24 protein-coding genes are annotated in these 19,034 nt (G+C 67.6%); 15 read left to right on the forward strand and 9 right to left on the reverse strand.

Features of this window, described 5'->3' with window-relative positions:
• The first annotated feature begins 149 nt into the window (after positions 1-149).
• The 3 genes from rpsO to DW306_RS19355 all read left to right on the forward strand — a co-directional run bounded on the left by rpsO (position 150) and on the right by DW306_RS19355 (position 1,787).
• A complete protein-coding gene (rpsO, locus tag DW306_RS19345) occupies positions 150-419 on the forward strand; it encodes a 30S ribosomal protein S15 (RefSeq protein WP_017830938.1) in 270 nt (89 codons plus the stop codon).
• A gap of 155 nt (positions 420-574) precedes the next feature.
• The gene (locus tag DW306_RS19350) at positions 575-1,456 is read left to right on the forward strand and encodes a hypothetical protein (RefSeq protein ID WP_136057206.1); all 882 of its coding nucleotides are present in this window, start codon (positions 575-577) and stop codon (positions 1,454-1,456) included.
• A complete protein-coding gene (locus DW306_RS19355) occupies positions 1,449-1,787 on the forward strand; it encodes a transcriptional regulator (RefSeq protein ID WP_136057207.1) in 339 nt (112 codons plus the stop codon). The genes DW306_RS19350 and DW306_RS19355 overlap by 8 nt, the downstream gene beginning before the upstream one ends.
• A gap of 26 nt (positions 1,788-1,813) precedes the next feature.
• Here DW306_RS19355 and DW306_RS19360 read toward each other — a convergent pair whose 3' ends face one another.
• A complete protein-coding gene (locus DW306_RS19360; RefSeq protein ID WP_136057208.1) occupies positions 1,814-2,818 on the reverse strand; it encodes a 2-oxoglutarate and iron-dependent oxygenase domain-containing protein in 1,005 nt (334 codons plus the stop codon).
• A 120-nt stretch (positions 2,819-2,938) separates the two neighbouring features.
• Between DW306_RS19360 and efeU the strand changes: the two genes are divergently transcribed.
• Genes efeU through efeB form a run of 3 tightly spaced genes read left to right on the forward strand, consistent with a single transcriptional unit; the run spans position 2,939 to position 6,446 of the window.
• Positions 2,939-3,880 carry an iron uptake transporter permease EfeU gene (gene efeU / locus DW306_RS19365; protein WP_136057209.1) on the forward strand — a complete coding sequence of 314 codons (942 nt, stop codon included), beginning with the start codon at positions 2,939-2,941 and terminating at the stop codon, positions 3,878-3,880.
• On the forward strand, positions 3,877-5,109 hold the full coding sequence (gene efeO, locus DW306_RS19370; RefSeq protein WP_136057210.1) for an iron uptake system protein EfeO: 1,233 nt from the start codon (positions 3,877-3,879) through the stop codon (positions 5,107-5,109). Before efeU ends, efeO begins: the two co-directional genes overlap by 4 nt.
• A 26-nt stretch (positions 5,110-5,135) precedes the next feature.
• A complete protein-coding gene (efeB, locus tag DW306_RS19375) occupies positions 5,136-6,446 on the forward strand; it encodes an iron uptake transporter deferrochelatase/peroxidase subunit (protein ID WP_136057211.1) in 1,311 nt (436 codons plus the stop codon).
• A 7-nt stretch (positions 6,447-6,453) separates the two neighbouring features.
• On the opposite strand, the gene DW306_RS19380 is transcribed toward efeB, so the two are convergent.
• Both DW306_RS19380 and DW306_RS19385 read right to left on the reverse strand, forming a co-directional pair.
• Positions 6,454-7,317: a serine hydrolase gene (locus DW306_RS19380; protein WP_136057212.1), complete on the reverse strand. Its 864-nt coding sequence runs from the start codon at positions 7,315-7,317 to the stop codon at positions 6,454-6,456.
• Between the two features lie 9 nt (positions 7,318-7,326).
• Positions 7,327-7,494, reverse strand: coding sequence for a hypothetical protein (locus DW306_RS19385; protein WP_240747282.1), 168 nt, complete (start codon positions 7,492-7,494; stop codon positions 7,327-7,329).
• 129 nt (positions 7,495-7,623) lie between these two features.
• Here DW306_RS19385 and DW306_RS19390 point away from each other — a divergent pair, with 129 nt between their 5' ends.
• Positions 7,624-8,235: an NAD(P)H-dependent oxidoreductase gene (locus DW306_RS19390; protein ID WP_136057213.1), complete on the forward strand. Its 612-nt coding sequence runs from the start codon at positions 7,624-7,626 to the stop codon at positions 8,233-8,235.
• A 236-nt stretch (positions 8,236-8,471) separates the two neighbouring features.
• Complete coding sequence (locus DW306_RS19395) at positions 8,472-10,313, forward strand: S8 family peptidase (RefSeq protein ID WP_136057214.1); 1,842 nt, start codon at positions 8,472-8,474, stop codon at positions 10,311-10,313.
• Positions 10,314-10,376: 63 nt separating this feature from the next.
• Here DW306_RS19395 and DW306_RS19400 read toward each other — a convergent pair whose 3' ends face one another.
• From DW306_RS19400 to DW306_RS19410, 3 genes are all read right to left on the reverse strand, one after another.
• Positions 10,377-12,113 (reverse strand): hypothetical protein, encoded by a 1,737-nt coding sequence (locus DW306_RS19400; protein WP_136057215.1) that lies wholly within the window; start codon positions 12,111-12,113, stop codon positions 10,377-10,379.
• 96 nt (positions 12,114-12,209) lie between these two features.
• Positions 12,210-13,247: a methionine synthase gene (locus tag DW306_RS19405; RefSeq protein WP_136057216.1), complete on the reverse strand. Its 1,038-nt coding sequence runs from the start codon at positions 13,245-13,247 to the stop codon at positions 12,210-12,212.
• A gap of 20 nt (positions 13,248-13,267) precedes the next feature.
• Positions 13,268-14,260, reverse strand: a complete 993-nt coding sequence (locus DW306_RS19410; RefSeq protein WP_136057217.1) for a DUF1852 domain-containing protein — start codon at positions 14,258-14,260, stop codon at positions 13,268-13,270.
• 72 nt (positions 14,261-14,332) lie between these two features.
• On the opposite strand from DW306_RS19410, the gene DW306_RS19415 reads away from it, so the two are divergent.
• Positions 14,333-15,274: a LysR family transcriptional regulator gene (locus DW306_RS19415; protein ID WP_136057218.1), complete on the forward strand. Its 942-nt coding sequence runs from the start codon at positions 14,333-14,335 to the stop codon at positions 15,272-15,274.
• 256 nt (positions 15,275-15,530) lie between these two features.
• Here the strand turns inward: DW306_RS19415 and DW306_RS21525 are convergent, their stop codons facing one another.
• Genes DW306_RS21525 through DW306_RS21405 form a run of 3 tightly spaced genes read right to left on the reverse strand, consistent with a single transcriptional unit; the run spans position 15,531 to position 16,367 of the window.
• Positions 15,531-15,923 carry a DUF2510 domain-containing protein gene (locus DW306_RS21525; RefSeq protein WP_205814213.1) on the reverse strand — a complete coding sequence of 131 codons (393 nt, stop codon included), beginning with the start codon at positions 15,921-15,923 and terminating at the stop codon, positions 15,531-15,533.
• 20 nt (positions 15,924-15,943) lie between these two features.
• Positions 15,944-16,132 carry a helix-turn-helix domain-containing protein gene (locus DW306_RS19430; protein WP_136057220.1) on the reverse strand — a complete coding sequence of 63 codons (189 nt, stop codon included), beginning with the start codon at positions 16,130-16,132 and terminating at the stop codon, positions 15,944-15,946.
• Positions 16,122-16,367, reverse strand: a complete 246-nt coding sequence (locus tag DW306_RS21405; protein WP_342670869.1) for a DUF3263 domain-containing protein — start codon at positions 16,365-16,367, stop codon at positions 16,122-16,124. The genes DW306_RS19430 and DW306_RS21405 overlap by 11 nt, the downstream gene beginning before the upstream one ends.
• Before the next feature lie 15 nt (positions 16,368-16,382).
• On the opposite strand from DW306_RS21405, the gene DW306_RS21410 reads away from it, so the two are divergent.
• The 6 genes from DW306_RS21410 to DW306_RS19460 all read left to right on the forward strand — a co-directional run bounded on the left by DW306_RS21410 (position 16,383) and on the right by DW306_RS19460 (position 18,984).
• Positions 16,383-16,955, forward strand: coding sequence for a hypothetical protein (locus DW306_RS21410; RefSeq protein ID WP_168429385.1), 573 nt, complete (start codon positions 16,383-16,385; stop codon positions 16,953-16,955).
• A 36-nt stretch (positions 16,956-16,991) separates the two neighbouring features.
• Positions 16,992-17,297, forward strand: a complete 306-nt coding sequence (locus DW306_RS19440; protein WP_136057222.1) for a hypothetical protein — start codon at positions 16,992-16,994, stop codon at positions 17,295-17,297.
• 4 nt (positions 17,298-17,301) lie between these two features.
• A complete protein-coding gene (locus tag DW306_RS19445; protein WP_240747284.1) occupies positions 17,302-17,613 on the forward strand; it encodes a hypothetical protein in 312 nt (103 codons plus the stop codon).
• A 19-nt stretch (positions 17,614-17,632) separates the two neighbouring features.
• Entirely contained in the window at positions 17,633-18,328 is a 696-nt protein-coding gene (locus DW306_RS19450) for an SOS response-associated peptidase (protein ID WP_136057223.1), read from the forward strand.
• 9 nt (positions 18,329-18,337) lie between these two features.
• The gene (locus DW306_RS19455) at positions 18,338-18,610 is read left to right on the forward strand and encodes a hypothetical protein (protein WP_136057224.1); all 273 of its coding nucleotides are present in this window, start codon (positions 18,338-18,340) and stop codon (positions 18,608-18,610) included.
• A gap of 128 nt (positions 18,611-18,738) precedes the next feature.
• Positions 18,739-18,984, forward strand: coding sequence for a hypothetical protein (locus DW306_RS19460; RefSeq protein WP_136057225.1), 246 nt, complete (start codon positions 18,739-18,741; stop codon positions 18,982-18,984).
• Positions 18,985-19,034: the final 50 nt, after the last annotated feature.

Consider the following 19,034-nt stretch of genomic DNA (forward strand, 5'->3'; position numbering starts at 1 on the left):
CGCAGAGGGCGGGGCGCTCCGGCCGCTGTCGCCGGAGCATGTCGCCGGCTGGTAGACTCTTCAGGTTGCCGTTTGATCGGCCGCGGATAAAGAGAGCCCTCGCATCAGGCGTCGGGCGCCGCGCAACAAGCTGAAAGGGGATCGAATCTATGGCACTGGAAGCAGACGTCAAGAAGGCGATCATCGAAGAGTACGCGACGCACCCCGGTGACACCGGATCCCCCGAGGTGCAGGTCGCAATGCTGACGCAGCGCATCAAGGACCTCACCGAGCACCTCAAGGAGCACAAGCACGACCACCACTCGCGTCGTGGCCTGTTCCTGCTCGTCGGTCAGCGCCGTCGTCTGCTCGGCTACCTCCAGGACATCGACATCGCGCGCTACCGCTCGCTGATCGAGCGTCTTGGTCTTCGCCGATAAGGCAGAGCGAACCCAGCGTTCAATCGCGCAGAACATTCTTGAGAAGGCCGCCCCACGGTGTGGGGCGGCCTTCATCGTGTCCGGGGTTGATCCCGTCCTGACTTTCCGGTAGGAAAGTAATGAGGCTTTCCACATGGAAACAGGAGGGGATCCTGATGGACCAGAAACCGATGCCGGGCGTTCAGCCGCTCGAACCGCCGACGCCGGAAGTGGCGCGACTGTACCTCGACGAGGTCGAATCGGTGACCGAGCGACGCGATTCCCAGGTCGACCTCCGCGGGCAGGGGTGGATCACGATCGTCGAGGCCCTGGTGATGCTGCTCTTCGTCGCCTGCTGCGCCGTCCTGATCCGATCCGGTCGGGCCTCGCATGTCAGCCTGCTGCTCTTCGCGATGCTCGCCGCCTCCCAGATCCTGTCTGGGGCGGCGCAGAGCAGGGGAGTGCAGTGGCGCTTTCGCGGCAACCGCACGGTCTACATCGTCGTCATCGTCTTCACCGTCATCGCCATGCTCAGCAGTTTCGTGCTGTTCCTCGTCGCGCCTCAGCTTCCGCTGGCTTCGGTACTGCTGCCTGCGGCGGTAGGCACGGCGGCCCTCATGGGGCTCGGCATCCGGCAGCTGTGGGCCGGACGAGACGCGCCTCGCGGCGTCCGTCGTGAGCGCCCGCCGTTCCTCTGGCCCGCGAGAGGGACCACGATCGGTCTGGGCGCGCTCCTCGGAGCGCTGATCATCGTCGCGGGTACCGCTGATCTGCTCGTGTCGAACCTGCTGGCGATCCTCGCCGGAGGCGCGATCATCGTGATGAGCATCGGCAACCGCACCGACTGGGGTCCTGTCCATCTGGGCGAAGTATGGCGCTGGCCGCAGTTCGCGATGTTCGCCCTGGGCGGGCTCCTTCTCACCGCCGTCGTGACTATCGGCGATCGATCCGACCTCGTGAATCCCTGGAGCACGACGATCCTCGGCTCGATCGTCGTCGTCCTCGCCGTGCTGGTGTCGCTCGTCGGTTCTCCCGCCCGAGGTGGCCGAGATGGGTGACCACGCGGAACCGGAGCGCGACCCGCATCCGCGGACACGGCTGGACGACAGTTTCTCGACGCCGGTGCGCTTCTCTCTGATGGCCGCGCTCGGCGACAGCATCGAGCTGGACTTCGCCACTCTCGCCGCGATTCTCCAGGCAGGTGACTCCGTGCTGAGCAAGGCGATCGCCCACCTTCAGGACTCCGGATACGTCGCCACCCGGAAGGTCCATGCCGGGAGCCGCCCGCGCACCTGGGTCCGCGCGACCACGGAGGGCGCTGACGCGTTCGCCGGCCACCTGCGCGCCCTGCGCGAGATCGTGGAACTGAGCGGCGGACGCATGCCCTGAGCGCGCCGACCGCCGCTCATCCGATGTCAGGCGGGGGCGCCTACCAGATCGGGGTGGTGGATCGCCGCCACATCCGGGTGCGCGCGCAGGCGTGACTTCATGGCGTTCTCGCCGTAGGTGGCGTGAATCGGGTTGCTCGGATCATCGGTGACGCCCGTGGCCTCGGCGGCCAGGTCGGCAGGGAGCTCGAGCAGGGGGAGCTGCTGGTCGAGCGCGGGGTTGAAGAAGAACGGGATCGAGATGCGCTCCTCCGGTGCTCGGGGCGAGATGACCCGATGATTCGTCGCCTTCAGGTAGCCGCCGGTGGCGTATTCGAGCAGCTCTCCGATGTTGACGACGAAGGCGCCATCGACGGGAGGAGCCGACACCCATTCGCCATCGCGCTCGACCTGCAGACCGCCCTTCCCGGGTTCGACCCAGAGCAGCGTGAGCACACCGGAGTCCTTATGCGCGCCGACGCCCTGCTGCGGCTCGGGTTCGTGGGAACCCGGGTAGCGGACGATCTTGATCAGGGTGGACGGGTCGCGGAAGGGCTCGTCGAAGTAGGTCTCGTCGGCTCCGAGGGTCACGGCCCAGGTGCGCAGCAGTTTGCGGGCGATCGCGGTCAGCGTGTCGTGCCACTCGGTGACGACCTCCTGCAGCTCCGGCTGAGTCGCAGGCCACAGGTTGGGCCCGATGAGGCGGTTGAAGGCGGGGCCGCCCTCGACCGGCTCGCGCTCCGGCCCGATGTCGATCTGCTCGCGCCAGTCGACCTTGCCCTGCGTCCGCTCCCCGCCGATGCGCGTGTAGCCCCGGAAGTGCGGGCTGTTCACGTTCTCGATCGCGAGCTTGTCCTCTTCGGGGAGTGCGAAGAAGTCGAGTGCGGCGCGGTGCAGACGGGCTTCGAGCTCGGGGGAGATGCCCGTGCCGGTGAGGTAGAAGAAGCCGACGTCATGCGTGGCAGCCCGTAGGTCGTCGCGGAAGCGTGCCGCTGCTTCGGGGCCTTCGTCGAGCTGGGAGAGGTCGAGGACGGGGAGCGAGAGTTCAGCCATGGACCGAGGCTACGTCGGCTTCGCCCGGGAGAGGGCGTGTGTTGCGCCGCGTTACCCAGTGCTAGAGTCTCGTGGGTAAGGGATGCCTTACCTCAGTCTTCGCCAGAGAGTCTTCCTTCCGTGCTCGCAACCTTTCTCATCGGCCTCCGTGAGGGCCTCGAGGCCGCGCTCGTCGTCGGCATCCTCGTGGCCTACCTCCGTCGACTCGGCCGGCAGGATGCTCTGCCGAAGCTCTGGGCCGGTGTCGGTCTCGCCATCGCCCTCGCCCTGGGCATCGGCGCCGTCCTCACGTTCGGTGCGTACGAGCTCACCTTCGCCGCCCAGGAGCTGATCGGAGGCGGACTCTCGTTGCTCGCCGTCGGCATGGTGACCTGGATGATCTTCTGGATGCAGCGCGCCGGTCGCACCATGAAGGCGACGCTCGAAGGCGGAATCGATCGGGCGCTCACCGTCGGCGGTCTCTGGGCGCTCATCGCGATCGGCTTCGTCTCGGTCGCCCGCGAAGGCATCGAGACCACACTGCTGCTGTGGTCCATGGTGCAGTCGTTCGGCGACGCGCCCTCCGCCCTGCTCGGCGCCCTCCTCGGGCTGATCGCCGCGGTGATCATCGGCTGGTTGATCTCCCGCGGCGCGGTGAGACTCGACCTCCGTCGCTTCTTCGCATGGACCGGTGGCTTCCTCGTGATCGTGGCCGCCGGCGTGCTCGCCTACTCGTTCATGGATCTGCAGGAGGCGGGCGCCCTTCCCGGGCCGTTCACCGCCGCCGCGCCCATCGACGCCGTCACCGGCGGCGTCGCCGTCGGCTGGGCGGGCTTCCCGTTCGGCTGGGCGTTCGATCTCTCGGCGACGATCGCCCCCGGCGGCCCGCTGGCCGCGATCCTGCAGGCCACGGTCGGCTTCATGCCCGCGATGACCTGGTTGCAGGTGATCGCCTGGACCGTCTACATCCTCATCGTCGGATCGCTCTACATCCGCGGACTCCGCTCGCGCCGCCCGTCGAAGCCGCAGGCTCCGACCGAGCCGCAGCTCGCTACATCTCACTCACGACAAGGAGCAGCATGACCACCTTCCACCGGATCCTCGGGGCGGTAGCCGCCACGGGTGCGGCCGCACTCGTCCTGAGCGGATGCGTCGCGAAGAGCGACGTCGGCGCCTCAGCGGCGTTCGACGTGTCCTCCACGGACAGCGACTGCGCCGTCTCGGCAGCGACGGCGAAGAGTGGCACGCTCACATTCGACGTGACCAACGACACCGATCAGGTCTCCGAGTTCTACCTGCTGGCCGAGGACGGGCTGCGTATCGTCGGCGAGGTCGAGAACATCGCACCGGCGGCATCGCGCACGCTGACCGTCGTCGCCCAGCCCGGCGACTACTTCACCCTGTGCAAGCCGGGCATGATCGGCGAGGGCGTCGGCAGGAGCGCCTTCACCGTGACGGGTGACCGCGTCGCGGTCGACGGTCCGGATGCCGACCAGAAGCAGAAGGCCGTCGACCTGTACGCGGCGTTCGTGAAGGATCAGGTGGGACAGCTCGTCCCGGCGGTCGAAGACTTCGTCGCCGCCTACGAATCGGGTGACGACGAGACCGCCCGCACGCTCTTCCCGCAGGTCCGCGCCTACTACGAGCGCATCGAGCCGGTCGCCGAGGCGCTGGGCGACCTCGACCCGCGCATCGACTACCGCGAGGTCGACGCCGTCGCTGAGGGACTGGACTGGACGGGATTCCACCGCATCGAGAAAGACCTGTGGGTGCCCGCTCAGGATGCGCTGAACGCCGATGGTGAGACGCCGGCCTGGCAGGACTGGGCGCCGTCGACGCCCGAGGAGCGCGCCGATTACGGTGTTCTGCTGCTCGCCGACGTGCAGGAGCTCTACGACTACGTGCACTCCGACGACTTCACGACCGCGCTGGACGATCAGGGCATCGGCGGGATCTCGAACGGGGCGATCGCTCTGCTCGACGAGGTCGCCACCGGCAAGATCTCCGGCGAGGAGGACTGGTGGTCGGGTACCGACCTGTCCGACTTCGCTGCGAACGTCGAGGGTTCCAAGATGGCCTTCTCGCTCGTGCAGGACTTCGCGACCGCGCAGGGTGATGACGGTGAAGCGCTCGTCGCCGAGATCGAGTCCGGCTATGCGGCTCTCGAGGGGTCCCTCGCGGTGCACGGTTCGCTCACGGGCGGTTTCGTCGGATACGCGGAGCTGACCGAAGACGACAAGCGCGAGTTCACCGATCTGATCAACGCGCTGGCCGAGCCGCTGTCGCAGCTCACCGGCACGGTCCTCGACTGATCGGCTGAGCGGGTACCATCACGGACGTGAACGAACGAGAAGCGGATGCCGCGGCCGACCCGGCGACGGAAGACACGGCCGCGGCCCCCGCTCCCTCGGGACTGAGCAGGCGAGGGCTCCTGGGCCTCGCGATCGGCGGCGGTGTCGCCGGGTTGGCGGTCGGTGCGGGGGCCGGCATCGCCGGGGGCGTGGGGATCGGACGCGCGGGAGCGCAGGCCGATGCCCAGACCGCGCACGATTTCTTCGGAGAGCACCAGGCCGGTATCACGACCTCTGTACAGGAGCACCTGCACTTCGCGAGCTTCGACATGATGCCGCGCACGGACCGCGACGATCTCATCTCCCTCTTGCAGGACTGGTCGTATGCGGCCTCCCGCATGACGCAGGGCCTGGAGGTCAGCGCCAGTGGGGCGGTGAACGGCCCGGCCGAGGCGCCGCCGGACGACACCGGCGAGGCGCTGGGTCTCCCGGCGGCGAACCTCACGATCACCTTCGGCTTCGGGCCTGGCCTCTTCGAGAACGAAGACGGCGACCGTTACGGGATCGCGTCCCTCCGTCCGTCAGGGTTGGAGCGCCTCCCGGCGTTCCTCGGCGACGACCTCGACCCGCAGGCCTCGCACGGCGACCTGTGCATCCAGGCCTGCGCCGATGATCCGCAGGTCGCCGTGCACGCGATCCGCAACCTCAGCCGCATCGCCTTCGGACGTGCCCGCCTGCGCTGGTCGCAGCTGGGATTCGGGAAGACATCGCGCACGACATCGGGGCAGGCGACGCCGCGGAACCTGTTCGGCTTCAAAGACGGCACGGCGAACATCCTGGCCGACGACACGGCCGCGCTCGACGACCACGTCTGGGTGGCGAAGAAGGACGAGCCCTCCTGGCTCGCCGGCGGGTCCTATCTCGTCGCACGGAAGATCGCCATGCTCATCGAGACCTGGGATCGTGTGCGCCTCGCCGAGCAGGACACGATCATCGGCAGGGACAAGGGGAAGGGTGCACCGCTTTCGGGCGGCGACGAGTTCACGGCCCCCGACTTCGGCGGCGCGTCGATCGACGCGAACAGCCACGTCCGTCTCGCGCATCCCGACCAGAACGACGGCATCCGCATCCTCCGTCGCGGGTACAACTACGTCGACGGGAACAACGAGCTCGGCCGGCTCGATGCCGGACTGTTCTTCCTGTCGTATCAGCGAGATCCCGCCCAGTTCATCTCGCTGCAGCGCCGGCTCTCGACAGACCTCATGAACGAGTACATCCGACACGTCGGCTCCGGCATCTGGGCGATCCCGCCGGGCGTGAAGCCCGGCTCCTACGTGGGGGCGGAGCTGTTCGCCTAGACGCGGGTCACGTCTCGAGCATCCGCACGACGTGCTCGGCCATGGCGTCGGCGCCGAAGTGATCGTCTGCCGTGATCGTCACGACGGCGTCGCCCGCGAAGATCACCAGCTGGCCGTACGCGCCGTGGAGTCTCCAGGCGTCGCCGGGGCCGCCCCAGCCGGCGAGCGCGTAGCGGTCGTAGCCGGGTGACGCTCCGGCGACCACCCAGTCGGCGTGCATCGCGTCGACCAGTCCCGGCGACACGATCCTGCGGCCGTCCCACATGCCGCGGTCGCGGATCAGCCGCCCGATACGCGCCAGCTCCTCGGTGCGGAGGGCGAGCCCGCCGCCGGCGACGATCCGGCCGTGGGGGCAGCGCTGCCACTCCACGTCGCGGATGCCGAGGGGCGCGAACAGCCGCGCGGCGAGGTACTCGCCGACGTCGCCGACGTGGGCGGCGAGCACCGTCATCGCGGTGTAGGTGCTCGCGTTGGAGTACTGGAAGACGCGGCCGCGCGAGGGGCGGCGGAGGAACTCGCGGGCGAGATCCGGCCAATCGGTCATCATCGTCTCCGACCACGGCAGATCGATGCCGCTCGTCATCGTCAGGAGATGGCGGAGCGTGACGCCGTCGACGCCGGCTCCGAGGTCGACGTCGTCGAGATGCTCGGCAACGGGTGCGTCGAGGTCGACGAGCCCCTCGTCGCCCGCGATGCCTGCCGCGAGCACGCACACGCCTTTGGCCGCGGAATGCACGTCTTCGCGGATGTCGGGCGACCAGCGGTGCTCTGCGACGTCGGAGCCGATCAGCACGTGGAGCCCGTGAGCGGCGAATCCGCTCGCATCCGCTGCCTGCACGATCCGGTCGCGGACGGTCAGCGCACGGGTCATCCGCTCAGGCTATCGCGGCCGTCGCGAACCGGTCGGATCGTTCCTGCGGCCTTCGCGCGACGCGAGAGCAGGGTCGGTGAACAGCCACTTCGGCCGCGGCTCGACGAGCGGGCGGAACAGCCAGCGCACGGGTTTCGTCGCGAGGGCGAGAGCGACGACGACGGACAGGATGGTCACGAGGGGCAGCCAGATCCAGGTCGGCTCGAGATCGCGCAGAGCGCCGGACTCGCGGAACGGGTAGTGGTGGGTGCGCGAGCGGAGGAAACCCCCTGGGCCGGGCCCGTCGCCGCGTGGTTCTCTCTCTGCATGAACGCTCCACTCACGGCTCTCGCCATCTCCTGCACCCTCAAGCCCTCCCCCGCGGAGTCGAGCTCCGATCTGCTCGCATCGCAGATCCTCGCTGCTCTCGCCGACCACGGCGTCACGGGCGACGTGGTCCGCGCCGTCGACCACGTGATCAGTCCCGGGGTGGAGAAGGACATGGGCGACGGCGACGAGTGGCCAGCGCTGCGACGGCGGGTCCTGGACGCCGACATCCTCGTGTTCGTGACGCCCACCTGGATGGGCCAGCAGTCGAGCGTGGCCCAGCGTGTGCTCGAGCGCCTCGACGCCGAGCTCAGCGAGACGGATGCCCGCGGACGGCTCACCCTGCTGGACAAGGTCGCGATCGCGGGCATCGTCGGCAACGAGGACGGCGCGCACCACATCGCCGCGATCCTCTTCCAGTCCCTCAACGACGTCGGCTACACCATCCCCTCGCAGTCGTCGGTCTACTGGAATGGCGAGGCCATGCACACGACGGACTACAAGGACCTCGAGGAGACGCCGGAGAAGGTCGCGTCGGCCACGGCGACCGCCGCGCGAAACGCTGCGCATCTGGCACGCGCGCTGCGGGAGCGCGAGTACCCCGCGAGCTAAAATATTGGTTTCTGTCCAAGAATCCTCTCAGAGGGTTGACGTCGTTCACAGCGGTCAATAGGTTCGGTGACGAACCGCTCCGGCGGATTCGACCTCAACAGCCAGCCGGTGTCTCCGCGCTCCCCACGCGGCTCCGCTTCTGAACGAGTCCGCCCCCAGAGCGGGCCCGGTCGTCGACCCCTGCGGTCGGCGGCAGACGTCCCCACGGCGTCTTCCCACCGATGAGAGGAAACCCCTTGTTCACCGACACCCCGAAGCGCAGTGCAGCGCCGCGAGGACTGGCCGCTGCGGCGGCGGCCCTCACCTGTCTCGCCCTCACCCTGACGCCGTCGTTCGCCGGTGCGACCACCGATTCGCCCGATGCGCCGGAGATCGTCGGCGCCGACTCGGCGTCGGCCGTCGAGGGCGAGTACCTGGTCGTGCTCAAGCCGCAGGCGGCGCTCGGCGCCGCCGAGGACATCGCGTCCGCGTTGACCGACGCGGTCGGCGGCGAGATCCGCGACGTCTTCAACACTGTGATCGACGGATATTCGGCCACGCTCAGCGAGGACGAGGCGCTGGCGATCGCCGCCGACGAGCGGGTCGATCACGTGGAGCAGGTTCAGATGCTCCACGCGATCGGCGAGCAGGTGAACCCGCCCAGCTGGGGAACCGACCGCGTCGATCAGCGCGACCTTCCCCTCGACGGTCGGTACACGTACCCTGACGCGGCGGGGGCCGGGGTCAATCTCTACGTCGTCGACACCGGCATCCGCCAGACGCACGCGGAGTTCGCGGGTCGGATCCGCCCCGGATTCGACGCGGCGACCGCGGGCGGGAACGCGTCCGACTGCAACGGTCACGGCACCCATGTGGCCGGCACGGCCGCCGGTACGAGCTACGGCATCGCCAAGAAGGCGACGGTCTATCCGGTCCGGGTTCTCGATTGCAAGGGCGACGGCCTGAGCACGACGATTCTGGCGGGCATCGAGTGGGTCGCGGAGAACGCGGTCAAGCCGGCCGTCGTCAACTACAGCGTCGGATGCCGCACCGCGTGCTCCCTCCCGTCGATCGACGCCGCCGTCAAGCGCGTCGTCGCCTCCGGGATCACCTGGGTGTCGGCAGCCGGCAACAGCAACGACGATGCCTGCCGGTACAGCCCTCAACTCGTGCCGGAGACGATCGTGGTGGGCAACACGACCCGCGTCGACGGCAAGGCGCTCACGAGCAGCTACGGAAGCTGCCTCGATCTCTGGGCGCCGGGAACCGACATCCTCTCCTCCTGGTACACGGGCGACACCGCGGCGGCGACCGCGACCGGCACATCGATGGCCTCCCCGCAGGTCGCAGGGACCGCGGTTCTCTACGTGAGCGCCAACCCCATCGCGACGCCCGCCCAGGTGCAGGCCGCGATCGTCGACAACGCGACGCCCGGCAAGGTGACCGGACTGGATGCCGCGTCGCCGAACCGCCTGCTCTACACGGGGTTCCTGAACGGCACCACGACGCCGACTCCCACCGCCGTGGATCTGGCCGCGATCGCCGACGCGACCGGCACCGTCGGCCAGCCGGTCTCGGTCAGCGCGAGCGCGACCGGCGGAACCGCGCCGTACACGTTCTCGGCAGCCGGGCTGCCTTCCGGTCTCACGATCAACGCCTCCACGGGGGCGATCACGGGCACGCCGACGGCGGCGGCGACATCCACGATCACGGTGACGGTGCGCGACGCCGGCTCACCGGCGACGACGGACTCCGCGACGTTCCGGCTCGCCGTCGCCGGCGGCGGCACGGGAACGACCCCGAGCACCTGCCCCGGCACCGCGCTGAGCGCGGGCACGCTCGCCGCCGGGCAGCAGGTCGCGTCGTCGACGTTCACCCGTGCCGCCGGCGCGGTCGAGGTCTGCCTCGACGGGCCGACGGGCGCGGACTTCGACGTGTACCTCCAGCGGAACTACTCGTTCTTCGGGTGGATGACGGTGGCACAGGGCACCTCGAACAGCCCGGATGAGAAGTTCACGTACAACGCGAGCGCCGGAAGCTACCGGCTCATCGTGAAGTCCGACTCCGGCTCGGGAGCGTACACCGCGACCGTGAAGTAGTCCGACATCGAACGGCGGATGCCGCGGGGGCCAGACCCGCGGCATCCGCTCTCCCCGACGCGGTCACCGGCGAGGAAGCTCGGCGAGGCGCCGCTGCCAGTAGTCGAGTTCGTCCTGCCACCGCTGGCGCCCTGTGCCCGCACCGATCGCGCCTGCGGCGTCGAGCCACCAGGCGGCAGAGACCCGGTCGCCGGCGGCACAGGCGAGCGCACCCAAGGCGAGCTCGGGCGGGAACGGCTTGCGTCGGAGCCGAGGTCCGGTGAAGCGGGTCACGATCGCCGTGTCGTCGTCGGCCGGGACGCCCGTGCCGTTGATCAGCACCTCGGCGAGGAACCCGCGATCGCCGCAGCTGCGCAGGAACGGGTCGATCTCGTACCTCAGCCGTTGCGCCATCCGGTCGAGGAACCACGCAGACCCGTGCCCTCCGAAATCGATCACGAGCAGATCGAGTCGGAAGGCCGTCACGCCCTTCGCTCCGACGCGTTCGGCGGGACCGTCCTTCGGGTGAAGGGCCGGGTAGAGCACGCCGTATCGCGGAGCCACCCAGCCGTCGCCGTTCGAGTAGAAGTCCACGACGTCGACCCGCGATTCGGCGAAGCGTCTCCACACCCGGCCGGAGTTCACGAATCCGAGCTCCCGCAATGTGTCGTTGACGTGGGCCTCGAGCAACCTGTCGACTTCGGCGTCGACCACGCTGCGCGTCTCGATTCCTTTGCGCCGCACCGCGATGGCCTTGTCACGTTTGATCTCCGCATCGCGGATCGCGGCGCGCGCTGCACCGTCGGGCCCCAGGGCAGCCCCGATCTTCTTGACGAGGTCGCGTCGGCTGAGGTCCTCCAGCAGACGTCCGAGTTCGGCCGTATCGGACGAGGTCGCGCGGAACGCGAGCGTGTCGATCGCTGCGGTGGAAACCCTGTGAGCGAGGGAATCCGTGCTCGGCGGCCGGGTCGCCGCTCCGCGCCTCGCCAGCGCACCCAGCAACTCGGCGGAGACTTCGTCCGTGCGCAGCCATCTCGCCGCGATCACCGCCGCTCGCACGAGATCATCGTTCGAGGGGGCCAGCAGGTGGACGAACGGCGCGACAGCGCCGTCGAACTCCTGTGCAGCCGCCGCCGATCGCAGCCACTCCGCGACCAGAACCCTCGCCGAATCCGGCCCCAGCACCGCCACGATCTTCTTCTGCCACGACTGCGGCGGAGACCGGTGCCCGAGTTCGGCGAGCGTGCGCACGAGCGGCTCGACCTCATCGGGATCGTGCTGCCGCGCGGCGAGCCGTGCCGGCTCGCCCCAGTTGTCACCGTCGCGGATCGCCGACAGATCGAGCAGCCCAGGAGGCAGGAGTTTCGAGAGCAGACGACGGGCGTGGCGTCGGTCCTGGTCCGCACCCCAGATATCGCCGATCTCGCCGAGCTGCTCAGCGCACCTCGACAGAACGGCGTGCAGGGCGGGGTCGGTGGACCCGGCGTCGATCACCTTCTCCGCGCCCCGCAGCGCAGGGCCGGTCAGGTAGTGCATGCATCCGTTCGCGATCGCGGCCTCGAGCGCGAACACCGCGGTGTCCGAGTCCCACGGAAGGCTTCGGCGGGGAAGAGTCCGGACGATCACGTCCTCGTCGGAACCGTACGGCCATCCGTTGACGCGCGCCGGGCTCACCTGCATCACGAGCAGAAGCGCCGCCAACCGTTCGCGCGCGGTCAGTCGAGGATCAGTGACCGCGGAAGGCCACCCGGCCCAGCCCACGCCGATGCGCTCGAAGGCCGCCTCCATCTCGTGGACGAGGTCGTCGCGGGAAAGCGCCATCGATTCAGCAGTTCGGCTTCTTGCCGACAGGAGCCGGGACGTGCGAGATCAGGACCAGGAGCATCTCGGAGAGTCTACGTGCGGCGGACCGCGCGGTCAGGTCGTCGCGCCGGCGAGTTCGTCGCGCAGGAGCGAGGCACCCGCGGCGAGCGCGTGCAGCTTGCCGCGCGAGACCTCTCGCGACAGCGGCGCGAGGCCGCAGTTCGTGCTGGGGACGAGCTTGTCGGCGTCGACGAAACGGAGCGCGTTCCGAAGAGTGTCCGCGACCTCTTCCGGGGTCTCGATGGTGTCGCTCGCGACGTCTATGGCTCCGAGCATCACCTTCTTGCCTCGGATGAGCTCGATCAGGTCCAGCGGGACGTGGGAGTGGTGACTCTCCAGCGAGATCGTGTCGATGCTCGAGCTCTGCAGCAGCGGGAACGAGGTCTCGTACTGGCGCCACTCCGCCCCGAGCGTCGCCTTCCAGTCGGTGTTCGCCTTGATGCCGTAGCCGTAGCAGATGTGCACCACGGTCTCCGCGCGCAGCCCTTCGGCCGCTTTCTCGAGCACCGCCACGCCCCAGTCCTGCACATCGTCGAAGAAGACGTTGAAGGCAGGTTCGTCGAACTGGATGATGTCGACGCCCGCCGCCTCGAGCTCCCTGGCCTCCTGGTTGAGGATCGTCGCGAACTCCCACGCGAGCTTCTCGCGGCTCTTGTAGTGGCGATCGTAGAGAGTGTCGATCATGGTCATGGGGCCGGGCAGAGCCCATTTGATCGGCTGATCGGTCTGCTGGCGGAGGAACTTCGCGTCCTCGACGAACACGGGCTTCTCGCGGCTCACGGCTCCGACGATGGTCGGCACGCTGGCGTCGTATCGATCACGGATCCGGACCGTCTCCCGCTGGTCGAAATCGACTCCGGAGAGGTGCTCGATGAACGTCGTGACGAAGTGCTGGCGCGTCTGCTCGCCGTCGCTGACGATGTCGATCCCCGCGAGGCGCTGCTCCTGGACGGCGAGACGAAGCGCATCCTGTGTGCCCTCGACCAGGGCATCACCCTCCAGTCTCCAGGGAGACCAGAGCGTCTCGGGTTCGGCCAGCCACGAGGGCTTCGGCAGGCTGCCGACGATGGATGTGGGAAGAAGCGTGTTCATGACCGGTGATTCTCCGTTGGTCATCCGACAGGCACGAGGGAGTCGGCGGCCCACCGTTCGAGGAGGTCGCCGTGCGGCTTCATGAGGTGTTCGTGCGCATACTTCCCCTGCTCGGTCGCGAGACGGCTGCGCTCGTCGCGGTCGTAGGCGATCTTCGTCACCGAGTAGTCCTGCTGCTCGAGAGTCGGCCGGTACACGCTCGCCGCTGCCGAGTTCGCGTTGTAGATCTCCGGTCGGTAGATCTTCTGGAACGTCTCCATCGTGCTGATCGTGCCGATGAGCTGGAGGTTCGAGTAGTCGCCCAGGAGATCCCCGCGGAAGTAGAAGGCCAGCGGCGCGACGCTGCCGCGCGGCATGAAGTAGCGGACCGCGAGCCCCATCTTCCCGAAGTACTCGTCGGTCAGCGAGGGATCCTTCTGCTCGTACTCGACCCCCAGGATCGGGTGGCGATTCTCGGTACGACGGTAGGTCTTGCTCGTCGAGACGCTAATGCAGATCACGGGCGACACCGCGAAGCGCTCCCGGTAGGTCACGGATTCGAGGAAGTGCTGGAAGAGCTTGCCGTGGAGGTCGCCGAAGTCCGCGGGGACGGTGAACCTGCCAGCGGCCTCCGTGGCCGCCGGCAGCCGCACGCTGAAGTCGAAGTCGCGGACATAAGACGAGAAGTTGTTCCCGACGATCCCCCGGCTGCGCTTTCCGGTGAGACGATCGAGGATCGTGATGTCCAGAACTTCGAGCAGAGGGAACTCCTGGTCCTCCCCCTCGGCGGCGAACTGCACCGCGACGGAGATGATCTCGAGTTCGACGCGGTAGCGGTCTCGATCCGGGTTGTCCCAATCCGCCAGATCGTTGAACCGCCGGTCGATCATCGTCAGCGCGTTGCGGAGGTTCTCCTGACGATGCTCACCTCGCGCCAGGTTGGCGAAGTTCGTGGTGATGCGGGAGCTGTCGGAGGGCGAATAGTCCTCGTCGAACGGAGTCGTCGTGATGCGGAACGTGAAGTCGTGCGCCATGTCTCCATGGTGCGCTCTCGGAGCCCCTATCGAGTAATGCGCTGCCGCTATGCCTGGGCATAGTCTAAAGCTATGGCAAAGCGTTCGAGTGGCATCACCCTCCAGCAGCTCACCTACTACATCGAGGTCGCCGCGGAGGGTTCGATCAGCGCTGCCGCCGACCTGCTCTATGTCGCCCAGCCCACGATGTCCGCGGCGATGAAAGACCTCGAGAGCCGGGTGGGGCGCGTCCTCCTCCTGCGCTCCGCGCGAGGGGTGACCCTCACGACCGACGGCGCGGAGTTCCTCGGATACGCGCGACAGGTCGTCGAGCAGGTGGCGCTGCTCGAACAGCGTTACCTCGATCGGCCGCCGTCACGACGCCTGCTCGGGGTATCGACGCAGCACTACTCGTTCGCGGTCGATGCGCTGGTGCGCATGGTCAAGGCGACCGAGGCCGCCGAGTACGAGTTCTCGCTGCGGGAGACGCGCACGTGGGACATCATCGAAGACGTGCGCACCCTCCGCAGCGAGCTGGGCATCCTCTACCGGAACGACTTCAACCGGAACGTCATCGACAAGCTGCTCCGGGACTCCGGGCTCGCGTTCCATCCGCTCTTCGTCGCCGAGCCCCACATCTTCATCTCCCGAAAGAACCCGCTCGCCTCACGCGATCGCGTGACCCTCGACGATCTCGCCGGCGTGCCGCGGCTCACCTTCGACCAGGGCGCCAACAACTCCTTCTACTTCGCCGAGGAGATCCTCTCCACCCTCTCCAGCGCGCAGGAGATCCGGGTCTCCGACCGTGCGACGATCTTCAACCTCATGATCGGACTCGACGGATACACCATCTCGACCGGCATCATCAGCGACGACCTCGACCCGGAGATCGTCGCCATCCCGCTCGACGTCGACGAACGCATCGAGATCGGCTGGATCGGCCACTCCGCGATCCCGCTCACCGAGCAGGCGCAGCGTTATCTGGCGGAGCTGAGGACGGTGGTGTCGGAGTTCGGGGTCGCGCTGCTCGGGTGAGAGCCGCTCAGAAGTCCCAGTCGTCGTCTTCCGTGGCCTCCGCCTTGCCGATGACGTACGACGATCCCGAACCGCTGAAGAAGTCGTGGTTCTCGCATCCGCTTGTTGTGCTCTCAGATTCTGCATCATTCCGGGGGTTTCGGTCGGTTTCGGTCGTCCCCCGTCGCCCGCGGTGATGGGGGTATGTGGGCAAAACGTGGGCAGAACCTCGCGGATGCTGGCGTAATGCCATGCGGTCGCGCCTAGACAATGGGAGCTACTTTCGGTGATCGGTCCAGTCCTGGCCGTTCCACCACCTCAGATTCGGGGTGCCGTCGGGATCGGAATACCATCCTGCGGACGGGCCGGAGGGCACGACCGGACCCTGAGTCGTCGGCGCAAAGGATTCGTAGGCTTCGTCCGGCGGGTTGAAGATAGCGTTCATCGCTCGCGACGCGACGCCCTGCGCTCCCTCGCGATGGTGGAGCGACATCTTGTGTCCGCACGCACGGCAATTCGCCGTGAAGAACATGGCGGCTTCCGAGATACCGACGGTGGCGACTGCTGCAGTCCCCCGCCCCGCGTTGCGCAGACCAAGCCCTGCACTGCTCGTCGTGCACTTGTCGCAATCAGCACATCCCGTGAACGCTCTGACGTCTTTTCGTCCCATGACGAGATCGTAACGCGCCGTCAGTGCCGCTCGAGGAGACGCTCAACCCATTGATCGAGCTCAGTCTTCTTGAATCGAATGCGCTTCCCCTCGCCGTAGGCGGTGATTTCGCCTCGGTTCTTCATCAGGTCTATCTCGCGCACGGACATGCTGAGGTAGTAGGCCGCGATCTCACGAGTCATCAGCGCCGGGGCGAATTCAACGCGCATGGCGAGTGGCCTGAGCCGGCCGTTCGCGCACTCGGCGCGCGGTGATGGGGTCAGCTGCGATCCCCTCGCTCGCCTCGGCCGCGTGGCGGAGCTTCTGGTAGTACCGGGCCGGGTGCAAGCCAAGTTCGCGGTGGATCGCCTGAGTCTTCGTGGGAGTGTGGGCGGGGTATCGAGCCTCGAAGGCGAGCAGATCAGCGGGAGTCACGAGGGGCATCCTCTCCCGACCCTCTGACATCGCTATCGTCAGAGGATGCCGGATCTCACCGAGATAGCCAACGCCGTCCCATGGCTGTTCCCATCGACCATCTCGCTGATCGGTGTCCTCATCGGATCGACCCTGACCCTCCTCATCCAGCGCTCCATGGCGCGACGAGCGAATCGTCGCGAGCTCGCGCTTTCTGCTCTGGAAGCCGTCACCACGGCGCGGAGCCTCGCTGCCCAACGGCGTGCTGAGCACGCGACGCGGAAGCTGGTCCAGCCACTCATCGCCGCCGAAGAGGCCACCGCGATCTGGGTACGTTTTGAGATGCTTTCCGCCATGGAACGGCGTCGTCCCGACCGGAGATCTCTTGCCGCGAACGGACTGAACGCGCACGAGATGCTGATGGGCGGCTCGCAGTCCGAACAGGAACTCGAGACCATTGGTATCGAGCTGCAGCGCCTCGGCCTTCTGCTGGTGGCCTGGGAGCGTGGCCGCGCGCGCGGAAGAGACTTCCGCCTCCCCCTCGAGGACGCGTACCGGAAGTTCGGACCCGACTACACCGATCGCGACCTGCCGCCCGTTCCTGAACCGCGACAAGCGGCCGTCAGCCCCACGACTTAGACTCGAATGTCTCGGCCGGAGAAGGGACATCCGGTCATGCCATCACATGGGCTCTCCGCCGAGACCAGGCTCAGCATCAAGCTCGACAACATCTGCTCGCGGAACAGATACACCACCGACCCCGCATCCGTCGTGGCGGAGCTTCACGCCGCGGCCGGCGCGCGCACCGACATTCTCACCGAGTCGGTCGGGACGTGGCTCGGCTACTTCGAGGACGACTACACCCGCGTTCTGTGCGATTCATTGCGCCAACTTCCTGGACTCGAACCATGGATCGCACTAGGGCGACGTCGGCGGGCGACCGGAGCGCACAGCACCGCCCAGTTCTGGCGCCCGGAGTGACCGTGTGGGGACGAACAAGCGCCACGCGCACTACTACGACCGCTTGATGGACGAGACCATCATCGAGCGGTTCGTCGCGACGGCGGGTCCGCTGCAGTCGCTCACTCCCGAGGAGCTCGGCCTCAGCACGACCCCGGTGACGATCTACCCGCAGCCGCCGGCCGTGCACGCGTGGGTGCGCTTCGGGGCGCAGCACACGCGCGTCGAAGCGAGGCTCCTCCGCTCCACCGATCAAGCGGCCGGGATCGAGTTCGTCGTCAAGGGCAAGCCGTACCGGTGCTGGGTGTGGGGCAACGCCGTTTCGGCTGTCCCATGACCGGAGTATGTTCGCTGCCATGTGCGGACGATTCGCGAACGATGCCAACACGGACGAGCTGATCCGGGAGTATGTCGCTGAGGGCGGCAAGCCCGAGGACTGGTGGAAGTCGTGGACCGGCGCCTACTCGATCGCCCCCACGATGGATGCTCCCATCGTTCGCGACCGCGGCGAGGGCCGCATCCTCGAGCTCGTGCGCTGGGACTGGCAGAAGCCGGCCAACAGGCCCAAGGGCGCTCCGATCATCAATGCTCGGATGGAGAAGCTCGCGACGGGGTTCTGGGCGCCGGCGTTCTCAGCGGCGCGTTGCCTCGTCCCGATGCGTGGCTACTTCGAGTGGACAGGCGAGAAGGGCGACAAGACTCCGCACTTCCTCCACGGCGATGGGTTGCTCTCCGCGGCCGGGCTCACATGGTCGATGGAGCTCGCCAACGGTGAGCGATCCCGCTGCTTCGTCGTCATCACCCGCGAGGCCCGCGATGCCAGCGGGGAGGTGCACGACCGGATGCCCGCCTTCCTCACTCCAGACACATGGGATGCGTGGCTGACCCCGGAAAAGCTCACCGGCGATCGCAAGGTCGAGACGCTCGCGATGCTCGAGCACACGTCCGCCGACGTCGCGTCCACGATCACCGAACACATCGTCGACCGGAAGGTCAACAACTCGCGCACCGCTGACGCCGCCGACGCGTCGCTCATTGAGCCAGCGGCTTAGGCTGATCTAATGCTCATCGCCACGATCCGCCCAGCCGAGAAGCACATCGCGACCGCCGAGGGTACTGAGATCCCCGAGCTCCGCGCGAAGCTGATCGCTGAGGCGCCGGCCGGGTGGGAGATGGTTTCGGCGCACGTCGAGATGAAGCCGGGCGGCATCCGCATCGTCACTGGAAAGTTCGAGCGGCGTGACGAGCCGCGCGAGATCGAGGCTGCCGACATGGCGACGCTCGAGGCGAAGGTGCCGTCTGGCTGGCAGGTGCTCTCGGTTCGGGCAACGTGACGTTCATCAGCGCGTAATACCCCCTGGCGTGTCGCCCGGGCCAGAGATGCGAAGCTCGCGGTTACAGTGGTGTTTCCGCCGATCCCGGTGGGGCCAACGGCTGGCCGAAGCCGGTAGACGGAGCCTCCATGACGAAACTCGACCCATACCGCACCAAGTTCCACGAGGAGTTCGTGGACCCCGACAACGCGGCGTTCTTCCTCGACCGCGAAGAAGACTCCGGCTACCAGTGGCCGGCGGGCGCGGATCGCGTCAGCACCGAAGAGGGCGTGGAAGAGCTCTTCTCCTCCTCGCTGACGGAAGCCGAACGCGACGAGCTTGCATCGGACCTCAACGGAAGCTATCCGTACTGGGCGCGCCGCTCCCAGGTCTAGGCCGGATACGACGAAAGACCCCCACTCTGCCGTAGCAGAGCGGGGGTCTT

Origin of the sequence: Microbacterium sp. K24 (genome assembly GCF_004794465.1) — a bacterium.
Lineage (GTDB): Bacteria > Actinomycetota > Actinomycetes > Actinomycetales > Microbacteriaceae > Microbacterium.